General features: G+C 61.6%; 12 protein-coding genes. 10 read left to right on the top strand and 2 right to left on the bottom strand.

Annotated features, from left to right (window positions below):
* Window positions 1-435 precede the first annotated feature (435 nt).
* Window positions 436-1,359, bottom strand: coding sequence for a LysR family transcriptional regulator (locus Q2941_RS48405; RefSeq protein ID WP_035664462.1), 924 nt, complete (start codon window positions 1,357-1,359; stop codon window positions 436-438).
* 132 nt (window positions 1,360-1,491) lie between these two features.
* Between Q2941_RS48405 and Q2941_RS48400 the strand changes: the two genes are divergently transcribed.
* The 10 genes from Q2941_RS48400 to Q2941_RS48355 all read left to right on the top strand — a co-directional run bounded on the left by Q2941_RS48400 (window position 1,492) and on the right by Q2941_RS48355 (window position 9,862).
* A complete protein-coding gene (locus Q2941_RS48400) occupies window positions 1,492-1,638 on the top strand; it encodes a hypothetical protein (protein WP_156944736.1) in 147 nt (48 codons plus the stop codon).
* Between the two features lie 973 nt (window positions 1,639-2,611).
* Entirely contained in the window at window positions 2,612-3,775 is a 1,164-nt protein-coding gene (locus Q2941_RS48395; RefSeq protein WP_458197080.1) for a muconate/chloromuconate family cycloisomerase, read from the top strand.
* Between the two features lie 3 nt (window positions 3,776-3,778).
* Window positions 3,779-4,069, top strand: coding sequence for a muconolactone Delta-isomerase (catC, locus tag Q2941_RS48390; RefSeq protein ID WP_027526960.1), 291 nt, complete (start codon window positions 3,779-3,781; stop codon window positions 4,067-4,069).
* Between the two features lie 57 nt (window positions 4,070-4,126).
* A complete protein-coding gene (locus tag Q2941_RS48385) occupies window positions 4,127-5,020 on the top strand; it encodes a dioxygenase family protein (protein WP_027526959.1) in 894 nt (297 codons plus the stop codon).
* 50 nt (window positions 5,021-5,070) lie between these two features.
* The gene (locus tag Q2941_RS48380) at window positions 5,071-6,441 is read left to right on the top strand and encodes a Rieske 2Fe-2S domain-containing protein (RefSeq protein ID WP_458197079.1); all 1,371 of its coding nucleotides are present in this window, start codon (window positions 5,071-5,073) and stop codon (window positions 6,439-6,441) included.
* Window positions 6,438-6,962: a benzoate 1,2-dioxygenase small subunit gene (benB, locus tag Q2941_RS48375; protein WP_051390098.1), complete on the top strand. Its 525-nt coding sequence runs from the start codon at window positions 6,438-6,440 to the stop codon at window positions 6,960-6,962. The genes Q2941_RS48380 and benB overlap by 4 nt, the downstream gene beginning before the upstream one ends.
* A gap of 31 nt (window positions 6,963-6,993) precedes the next feature.
* Complete coding sequence (gene benC, locus Q2941_RS48370; protein ID WP_458197078.1) at window positions 6,994-8,016, top strand: benzoate 1,2-dioxygenase electron transfer component BenC; 1,023 nt, start codon at window positions 6,994-6,996, stop codon at window positions 8,014-8,016.
* Window positions 8,013-8,789: a benzoate diol dehydrogenase BenD gene (gene benD, locus Q2941_RS48365; RefSeq protein ID WP_458197081.1), complete on the top strand. Its 777-nt coding sequence runs from the start codon at window positions 8,013-8,015 to the stop codon at window positions 8,787-8,789. The genes benC and benD overlap by 4 nt, the downstream gene beginning before the upstream one ends.
* 180 nt (window positions 8,790-8,969) lie before the next feature.
* Entirely contained in the window at window positions 8,970-9,401 is a 432-nt protein-coding gene (locus Q2941_RS48360) for a hypothetical protein (RefSeq protein ID WP_035664459.1), read from the top strand.
* 263 nt (window positions 9,402-9,664) lie between these two features.
* A complete protein-coding gene (locus Q2941_RS48355; RefSeq protein WP_084801729.1) occupies window positions 9,665-9,862 on the top strand; it encodes a hypothetical protein in 198 nt (65 codons plus the stop codon).
* Window positions 9,863-9,902: 40 nt separating this feature from the next.
* Here Q2941_RS48355 and Q2941_RS48350 read toward each other — a convergent pair whose 3' ends face one another.
* Window positions 9,903-10,151: a hypothetical protein gene (locus tag Q2941_RS48350; RefSeq protein WP_156944735.1), complete on the bottom strand. Its 249-nt coding sequence runs from the start codon at window positions 10,149-10,151 to the stop codon at window positions 9,903-9,905.
* Window positions 10,152-10,713: the final 562 nt, after the last annotated feature.

Raw genomic sequence — 10,713 nt, 5'->3', positions numbered from 1 at the left:
CCGCTACGGCGCTATTTGAGGGCGCGCGTGCGGACGGCTTTGCTCTACCGAGCTACACCATCACGGGGGACACGACCACTGACCAAAGTTGTGGCCGAGCTTAATGCGGTGGAAGTCGGCATTCCACTTCCCTTCCACTAACAGAGTATCCAAGCGCACTATGGCGTGCAGAATGGCAGGACGTCGTGAGGCGAGGGAGCGGCAACGAACTGGTTCACTGGAGCGAGAAGCATCTCGACCAATGGCCGTGATCGCACGGGGCTCCTCCAAACCGCGATAGCTAAGTGATTGTGTTGAATCAACTTCTTAACCGGAGTAGGGAGGGGCAGGGGCTCGCTTGTAGCTACGGTGACGCGCCGCTCCTTGAGAGGCTTATCTGGCAATGAATGATATCTGCGTCGAGCTTGAATCCTCGGCGCAGGCGCGGCATCGCGATCAATCAGACGAACCGGAGGCAGGGTGACCGGTAGATGCATCCCATTTATCGAATTCGCGGACTAGCTTGATCAGTTGCGTGAGCAGCATTGACGCGTCATTCTTGCGATAACTCATGATGATCGGCGAAATCATCTTCGGCTCATCGAGGTCGATAAAGCATACGTCGTCGCGCCCGAAGCGCCTCACGGAGGCAGGCACGATGCAGACCCCGCCACCAGAGGCGACAAGACCGAGCGCGGTCTGCAACTCCTTCGCCTCCATCGCGACCCTCGGCTCAATACCTGCATCGCGGTAGAATGAAAGAACCTGATCGGCGTAGCTTGGCCGCGGCGACTTGGGATAGACGATAAGCGGTTCGTCAGCGGTTGCGCGCAGCCGCAACTTCCCCTTCTTGGCCGCCAATTTGTGCCGGCGCGGTACCACAAGGCAGACGCGTTCTTCACGGATGACGCTACGGACGATCGCCTCATCGTCGAATCTCAGTCGACCGAAACCTACATCGATACGACCGTCCTTTAATGCTGCGACCTGCTCGAGCGTCGTCATCTCCAGAAGATTGACCTCTGCGCCGGGCATGATGATGCGGAAGCGGCGGATCAGTTCCGGAAGAGCGTCGTAGAGGGTGGATGCGACAAAGCCGATGTTGAACTGCAATACCGTGCCTTTGGCGATCCGCTTGGTCATCGCACGCATCTCGTCAATGCGCTGCAGGATCTGGCGTCCCTGTTCGAACAGATATCGTCCGGGCTCTGTCAACGTAAGCGGTCGGCCACGATCGAGCAGACGCACGCCCAGTTCGTCCTCGAGCTGCTGTACTTGGCGGCTCAACGGTGGTTGCGCGATGTGGAGTTTCTCAGCGGCGCGACTGAAGGAGCCCTCCGCTGCCACGGTGGTGAAGTAGCGCAGGTGACGGAGTTCCATGGGAACAGCCCTCCAATCGCGTCCATACCTCTCGAGTATTGAAATAGACACAATCGATCCTTCGCTTCAAGCTGATCCGGGCAAACCCTCCCGGTCGCGGAAACGAGGCGCGTCATTCCCGGCGCCACGTGGATGGCCGACCGGATCGATCACCATCAGTCTCTCGTCGTGGATTGGGCGTTGCAACGGAGCGCCGACGCGGTCCGGAACGGCCTGGAGGACAACATTGGGATCGGCAAGGATCGGCTCGCATCCGACACCGCCGAAGCATGGATGTAGGCCGGCGACGCCTGCCGAAGCGCGGGCTGTGCTTGGCCGTCGAGCGACATCGTACCCGACGTGTCCCTCCGATGAGGATGTGGAATTCGGCGTGCACTATACCCCGCAGGTATGAATATAGACTGAGGCGGTCCTGTTTCGATCGAAGGCTACGGCCTAGGGTGGTCTCGCTTCATTCACCATCGTAGCGGCCGGCAGTCTCGCCAGGATTGCCTCCCATTGCGATCCTAGCAGTTTCTTCAGTCAGGAATGCGCCGTGATCGTTTGCAGTTGCAACGTCCTCAGCGAGGTCGAGATTAGGTCCGCGATCGCAAGCGTCGCACCATGCCCGCGGGTCAGTCGCGTCTACGCCTTGCTCGGCTGCACGGCGAAGTGCGGCCACTGCGCCTGCACCATACTCAAGGAAATCCGAGGCTTCGCGCCTGTGGATCGAACCGCAATTGGAGCGGCCAGCGCCCAAAATCTGTAGATCGGCGTGAGGGCCTGAAAGCCGATAATCGATCCTAGGTGCTTAACCGCAGCCGCCCGCAGTGAATTCGACGCGGCTCGAACTCTGCGAGCCATCTCTGACCTGAAGATAGAAGCACGATCGCGATGCAGGTCGGCTCCAGGGCCGGCAATCAGAACAATGGTTAACATGTCTCAACGGGCTAACAATCGCCGGTCGGGCCAACCGAGTGCTCATGGGATACCTGACGTAGAGAAAGAAAGCGACCCTCAGCCATTGGCTCCAGCGAGACGGTCGCCTTGCTTTTCGAGAGGGTGACCGATCGGCGGGGCGGTTATCCACGGTTCCTGGCGGCGGACGACGCACCGATACTCATCGTCGAACGTACGGAAAAGCAGAGCTGACCATTGTCCCATCTGAGAGACGTATACCGCACAGGTATAATATTGGACCCAATCGGTCTTTGCCATCGATGCCGCATATATCTAGTTTTCGGCCAAGAAATACGAATTCGAGGATGCGCCGGTGACGAGCAAAGCTACCCAGATCGATACCTTTATAGTCGATGTGCCAACGATAAGGCCTCACGTCCTGGCGATGGCCACGATGCGCAGCCAGGCCGTCGTTCTGGTCCGGATCACATGCTCAGACGGTGTCATCGGGATCGGCGAAGGCACCACGATCGGTGGTCTGAGCTACGGCGAAGAAAGCCCGGAAGGCATCAAGCTCGCAATCGATACCTATATCGCGCCGGTCCTGAAGACCTGTGAAGTGTCCCGCGTCGCCGAGACAATGTTGAGGATCGGTCGCAGCGTCGTCGGCAACCATATCGCCAAGTGCGCGATCGAGACCGCGCTGCTTGATGCCGCTGGCAAGCGTCTCGGCGTGCCCGTCTCCGAACTGATCGGCGGGGGACGCGTGCGCGACCGCCTGGCGGTGGCCTGGACGCTCGCGAGTGGAAATACCGCGCGCGACATCGAGGAAGCCGAGGCGATGATCGAGGCCAGGCGGCATTCGATCTTCAAGCTGAAGATCGGCAAGCGCAGCGTGGCCGATGATGTCGCGCATGTTGCGGCGATCAAGAAAGCGATCGGAAGCCGGGGCAGCGTCCGCGTCGACGTCAACCAGGGTTGGGACGAGGCACAGGCCGACGCCGGCATGAAAATGCTGGAAGACGCCGGCTGCGACCTGGTCGAACAGCCGGTCGCCCGCGACGCGCTTGCCACCATGGCGCGTCTGTCCGCGCGGCACGGCATCCCGCTGATGGCCGACGAGGCGCTACATGGTCCCCGCGACGCGTTCCGTGTTGCCGCCAGCGCCGCCGCCCGCGTGTTCGCCGTGAAGATCGCCCAGTCGGGCGGACTGCATGCCGGTCGCGACGTCGCGGCCATCGCCGATGCCTCAGGAATCGGTCTCTACGGCGGCACGATGCTCGAGGCGGGTGTCGGCACCGCAGCTTCCGCCCATCTCTTTGCGACGTTTCCCAGGCTCGCTTGGGGCACTGAGCTGTTCGGTCCGCTGCTGCTCACGGAGGAGATTTTGGCCGAGCCGCTGGACTACGCCGACTTCTCGCTGGGTGTGCCGACGGGGCCCGGTCTCGGGATCGCGCTCGACGAGGACAAGATCGCCCGGTTTCGTCGGGACCGCACCGCGCCGACCTTGCATGTCGTCGCGGCGAAGGGAGCGTGACACATGCTTTCGATGGTTGAGATGAACGTCCGTATCCCGATGGACTTTAACAAGGATGAAGCCGCCCGCCTCAAGGCTCGCGAGAAAGATCGGTTTCAGGAGCTCCGGCGTGCCGGCAAGTGGCGCCACATCTGGCGCGTCGTCGGCCACTACGCGAACGTCAGCATCTTTGATGTCGAGAGCAACGCCGAACTTCACGACATCCTGACGAGCCTGCCGCTCTATCCCTTCATGGAGATGAAGGTGACGCCGCTCTGTAGGCATCCGTCTTCAACCCACGACGACGAGCGCTGAAAATATTCCGAACGACGAACGTCCGTATGCCGGACTTAAAACCAAGGGAGAGACGACATGGATACGAGCTTCGTGAAGACTGCGAACGTCCAGGCACTGCTCGACAAGGCTGCGGGCTTCAATCAGCCGAGCGGAGATGCGCGTCTGAAGGCCATTGTCCGCGACATCGTCGAGGCCGCTGCCGAGATCATCGTCCGGCACGACATCAGCGAGGACGAGTTCTGGGGCGCCATCAACTTCCTGCAGAAGGGCGCGCCGGAATTCGGCTTGCTGGTGCCGGGCACGGGCCTCGAGCACTTCCTGGATCTGTTTATGGATGCGAAGGATGCGGAAGCCGGCCGCACGGGCGGCACGCCGCGTACCATCGAGGGACCGCTTTACGTGGCGGGTGCGCCGCTCGAGGAGGGCGATGTTAATCTGACGAAGGATCCGGACGAGACTGGCAGCCTGTACATGAGGGGTCGCGTTACCGGTCCGGATGGCGAGCCGGTCAAGGACGCGATCCTGCACGTCTGGCACGCCAACTCAGAGGGATGGTACTCGCACTTCGACCCAACCCGTGAACAGACGCCGTTCAACAACCGCGCGCGCATCAAGCTCGGCGCCGACGGAAAATACTCGTTCCACTCCAAGATGCCGAACGGCTATTCAGTGCCGCCCGGCGGCGCGACCGACACGCTGATGAAGGCGATCGGCCGTCACGGTCATCGTCCGGCGCACGTCCACTTCTTCATCGAAGCGCCCGGCTATCGGAAACTGACGACGCAGATCAACTTCGGCGACGACCCGCATGCCGCCGACGATTTCGCCTTCGCCACCCGCGACGGTCTGCTGCCGGTCCCACAGCGCCAGGGCGACAGCGCCTACATCAATTTTGACTTCCAGCTCCAGCGCGCCGCCGATGGTGCCGACGAGCACTTTTCCACCCGACAGCGCGCTGAGGCGGCCTGAGTTCCGGCGGGGACCCGACCCGGCAACAAATAGGAAGAGGAGAGGAAGCGATGACGACACTCTTGGAGCGCATCGACGGCGCGGTGGTCGAAGACAAGGCGAACGGGTTGTTCCGGTGCCGCCGCGACATATTCACCGATGTCGAGATGTACGAGCTCGAGATGGAGCACATCTTCGAGGGCAACTGGGTGTTCCTGGCGCATGAGAGCCAGATCCCTGAGAACAATGACTATTTCAGTGCCTGGATCGGCCGCAAGCCGATCATGATCACCCGCGACAAGGCAGGCGAATTGCATGCAATGATCAACGCCTGCGCCCATCGCGGCGCGATGCTCTGTCGGCGAAAGCACGGCAACAAGGGCAGCTTCACCTGTCCATTCCACGGCTGGACCTTCAGCAATTCGGGCAAGCTGCTCAAGGTGAAGGACGGCAAGACTGGCGACTATCCGGCCTCGTTCAACACCCAGGGCTCGCACGACCTGGCGAAGGTGCCGCGGTTCGAGAGCTATCGCGGGTTTCTGTTCGGCAGCCTCAATCCGGACGTCGTTTCTCTCGAGGAGCATCTCGGCGGCGCGAACGCCGTGATCGACCAGATCGTCGACGGAGCGCCCAACGGCATCGAGGTGCTGCGAGGCAATTCCTCCTACATCTACGACGGCAACTGGAAGCTCCAGATGGAGAACGGTGCCGACGGATATCACGTGAGCTCCGTGCACTGGAATTACTCGGCAACCATGGGCCATCGCAACTACGAGAACGAGGGCACCAAGACGGTCGACGCCAACGGCTGGTCCAAGAGCGTGGGCGGCGTCTACGGCTTCGAGAACGGACACATCCTGCTCTGGACCAATCTGCTCAACCCCGAAGTCCGGCCCGTCTTCAATCACAAGGACGAGCTCGAAGCGCGTCTCGGCAAGGATCGCGCCGGCTTCATTATCGGCCAGACCCGCAATCTCGGAATCTATCCAAACGTCTACCTCATGGACCAGTTCTCGACGCAGATCCGCGTGGTGCGGCCGATCAGCGTCAACGAGACCGAGGTGACCATCTACTGCTTCGCGCCCAAAGGAGAGGACGCCAAGGAACGAGCGGCCCGCATCCGGCAATACGAGGACTTCTTCAACGTCTCCGGCATGGGCACGCCGGACGATCTGGAAGAATTCCGTGCTTGTCAGACCGCCTATGTCGGCGCCGGCGAACTCTGGAACGACCTCAGCCGGGGCGCCGTCCATTGGATCGACGGCCCGGATGAGAACGCCAGGGCGATCGGCCTCGAGCCGCTGCTGAGCAGCGAACGCAGCGAGGACGAAGGCCTGTTCGTGCGCCAGCATGAGTTCTGGGCCAAGTCGTTGCGCCAGGCGATCCTGCGAAACGGCGGCGAAGCGGCCGGCGTCGTTGCGTTGCGGGGAGAGGCAGCATGAGCATCGCGACCGCCAGCACGCTCGTGCCCACCAGCAAATTCGATCTCGAACAGGTCCGCTCCTTCCTGTTTCGCGAGGCGCGGCTGCTCGATGACCGGCAGTGGGACGAATGGATCAAGCTCTATTCGCCCAAGGCCAGTTTCTGGATGCCGGCGTGGGACGACGACGACCAACTCGTCGAGGACCCGCAGCAGCATATCTCTCTCATCTACTATCCCAACCGGGAGGGTCTGGAAGACCGTGTCTTCCGGATCAAGACCGAGCGCTCCGGCGCGAGCACGCCGGAGCCGCGTACCAGCCACAATGTCTCGAATGTCGAAATCGTGGAGGAGCGCGACGGCGAGCTAGACCTGCGCTTCAACTGGCACACGCTCAGCCACCGCTACAAGAAGACCGACAGCTTCTTCGGCGCCGCCTTCTACACGCTGGATACGCGCGGTGAGGAACTGCGGATCCTGGCCAAGAAGGTCGTACTCAAGAGCGACTACATCCACCAGGTCATCGACATCTATCACATCTGACGCCGCCCGTCGGGATCGCGGAGAGTAAGATATGACTTATCGCGTAGCACTCAATTTCGAGGATGGGGCCACCCGTTTCGTCGAATGCAACGAGGGCGAGAAGGTCCTGGACGCGGCCTATCGCAACAAGATCAACCTGCCGATGGACTGTTCGGATGGCGTTTGCGGCACCTGCAAATGCCGCTGCGAGCAGGGTGAATACGATCTCGGCGACGAATATCTCGACGACGCCCTGAATGGAGCCGAGGCCGAGGAGGGACTGGTGCTGACCTGCCAGATGGTGCCGTCCTCGGATTGCGTTATCGCCGTGCCGGTTCCGTCCACCGCCTGCAAGGTAAAGCCCGCTGAACATGGCGCCGAGGTGAGCTCGGTCGAACTCGTCTCGGACAGCACGATCATCCTCAAGCTCAAGCTCGACAGACCGGACGCGCTGGGATACCTGCCTGGCCAGTATGTGAACCTCACGGTGCCCGGGACGAGCGAGCATCGTTCCTACTCGTTCAGTTCGAAGGTGGGGGCGAGTGAAGCGAGCTTCCTGATCCGCAACGTGCCGGGCGGTCTGATGAGCGGCTGGCTCGCGAGCGAGGCCAAGGCCGGCACCAGGATGACGTTTGTCGGTCCGCAAGGAAGCTTCTTCCTGCGCGCGGTCGACCGTCCGGTCGTGATGCTCGCCGGCGGCACGGGCCTCGCGCCGATCCTGTCGATGCTCGAGGTCATCGCCGACCAAGGCACCGACCAGCCAGTGCATCTGATCTACGGCGTCACCAATGATGGCGATCTGGTCGAGATCGATCGGATCGAAGCGCTGGCCAAGCGACTCCCGACGCTCACCTGGGCGACCTGCGTCGCCAACCCGGATAGCGCCCATCCGCTGAAGGGATATGTCACGGCGCATCTGGCGGACGAGCATCTCAACGACGGCGACTGCGACGTCTATCTGTGCGGTCCGCCGCCGATGGTGGAGGCGGTGCGGGTGTTCTTCACGGAAAAGAGGGTGAGCCCCTCGCATTTCTTCTACGAGAAGTTTTCCGCGAGCGAAGCGGTGGCAGCATGATCTTCGAAGGCCGCTTTGCCGGAAAGACGCTGGTCGTGACCGGCGCCGCTCAGGGGATCGGACGCGCCGTGGCACTGCGGGCCGCGGCCGAGGGCGGCAACGTCCTGTTCGTCGATCGTGCGGACTTCGTCGATGATGTCGCCTCGGAAGCAGGTGTCGGAGGCCGCGGCTTCGTATGCGATCTCGAAACCCACGACGGTGCTGAAGCCGCCATGGCCGAGGCCATCAGACACTTCGGCGCAATCGACATCCTCATCAACAACGTCGGCGGCGCAATCCGGATGCGACCATACCATCGGTTCGAGCCGCAGCAGATCGAGGCAGAGATTCGGCGCTCCTTAATGCCCACCTTGTGGTGCTGTCACGCCGTGATTCCGCACCTCACCCGGCGAGGCAGGGGTACGATAGTGAACGTCTCATCGAACGCGACGCGCGGCATTCACCGGGTGCCATACTCGGCTGCAAAGGGCGGAATCAACGCGATCACTCAAAGCTTGGCGATGGAGTATGCGTCGGGCAACATACGCGTTGTCGCGACGGCTCCCGGCGGCACAGAGGCGCCGCCGAGGCGAGTGCCGCGCAACGCCGACGGCGATACGGCTGAAGAAAAGAAATGGATGAACGAGGTCGTCAAGCAGGTTAAGAAATCTAGCTTCCTCGGGCGATACGGCTCGATCGACGAGCAGGTCGCGCCAATCCTGTTCTTGGCGTCGGATGAAGCAAGTTATGTCACAGGCAATATCTTGCCAGTCGCCGGCGGCGACCTCGGGTAACTCTGCGACGTCGTTCCGCGCGCAAGGTCCACAGTTGGACCCTGAGCAGGGTCGCTGAGCATGCTGGGCGGAACGAAGGAGAAATGGAGCTGCCCTCGCACCTAAGAACTCGCGTCGCTTCATCCCGGCTCCCGCACTCAGGCCGAGCCGATTGTGGTTTGGCGCAGCTCGCAGGCGAAGATGTCCGCCGTCATTACCCAGAGGTTTGGAAGTATTTTCAACGAGAACCGTAACCGCTTGTTCATGGTCATCGCGATCGCGCTGATGATGCTGATCGCCGTCATGGTCACAGATTCGCACGCCAAGGGCGGTCCCTGCGAGGGCAACTCGCCCGAGATCAGCGAGTGGTTTAGCTCGCAGCACAACGCGCTCGGCGGGTGGTGCTGCAACGATGCCGACGGTCACCGCTACTACGGTGACTATGTGCTCAATTCCGACGGCTCGGTGACGATCAGCCCCGGCACCCCGGACGCCCACCAGATCGAGTCCTACAAGGTGCTGTCCAGGCACAAACCCGACCGGCACCGCGGTGTGGTGATGCAGCGAGGGACAAGCCGGCACAAAGACCACATCCTGCTTCGCGCCGGGATCGCTGACCTGACCCGCCTTTAGGACAAGGCATTGGCAAGTTCCAAGAGACGGTGACAGCGACAGAACTCTCATCGGGATCAGCGTCTTCGCGGCGATGACCCGTCCGGCTGCGCACAACGAGCCGCCGGAGCGACCCGTCGACGCGCATCCCGTCAACAGCGCGCCCACCTCGCACGCACAAGTGACCAGAACAGCCCGGAATACAGGCGCCTGCCTGTGATCTAGTTCACAGCGCGCGCCATTGTCGTGGTGCGGCGCTTATTCGAGCGACGGAGGGCTCGATCATGCCCGCCATTTTCGATTTTCTATACCGTGAGTTTTGCCGTGCGCGCCTTACTGAGATGCGGAAGCAGCTTTTCCTGATCCAGACCAGCAGCCCTGAAGTCGCAGAGGCGAATTGCAGCGTCAGCCCTTCCGACGGGGCTGATGATCGGACTGGTGGCGACGAACATCACGAAGCCGGCGACCGCAGGCCCAGTTGATCGCTCGTCGACCGCACCGTCGCGAGACTCGCAGGCGCGCCTAGTGGCGGTCAGTGATCAAAACAACCGGCGCCGATTCTTGGAGGGGTTTGCGATTGCCCTCATCGGAAGTGACACTCGTGGGCTGGGCCGCAGCGCCTTGTGAGGCCTGTCCAACAGTTGTGGAAGTGGCGGTGGCGGCGACAACGGGATCTTTAGCGCTTGTCTGACGGTTCCAGTCGCATGCCGCCGCCGGATAGGCGGTAAGAGTAACGGCAGCAAAGGTCGTAACGATCACGATCTTCTTCATGGCCGGGCTCCTCTTCGAGGCAAGGTCATTGTACTACGACGTGCCTTGCTCGAACGCATCGGCGTGATCACGAAGCTGCGAGAGCCGTGCAGCCCACGGAGGCACGGGAAGCGCTTTTGCTGCCGGCCATATGAAACGCACAGGCGCTGCCCTCCGTCGCGCAGCGCGGGGCTACCCTGGCAGCCCGCTTCAGCGTCTCGCGGGCCTGGGCCGTGATTGGTGGTATCGATCATCGGCTTCGCTATCGTGCGGAAAGACCGCAGACAGAGGGGGAGCAGCCACGCTCCGGTAGGTTAGTCGAACAGCTTGGTCAGGAAGCTCTATTGCTCCACTTGGCGACGGTGTCGCATGGGCGCTCGAATGACTCGCGCCTTGCACAAGGTGAGAGAAGATTAAACCAGATGGTGGTTGGACGCGCTTAAGCTAACGACGCCGGTGCTTGCTAGGACCGCTATGGGTCTTGGCTGTGTGAAAAGGCCAAGACACTTAAGCCCGATAGAACAAGTTATTCGTCCAAGACCGCTCTGGCGCTCAAGCTCGCAAGCGATTTCAACTTAGATGA

The organism is Bradyrhizobium sp. UFLA05-153 (assembly GCF_054185185.1).
The sequence above is the reverse complement of the archived record's forward strand: the minus strand, read 5'-3'. Positions and strand labels throughout refer to the sequence as shown.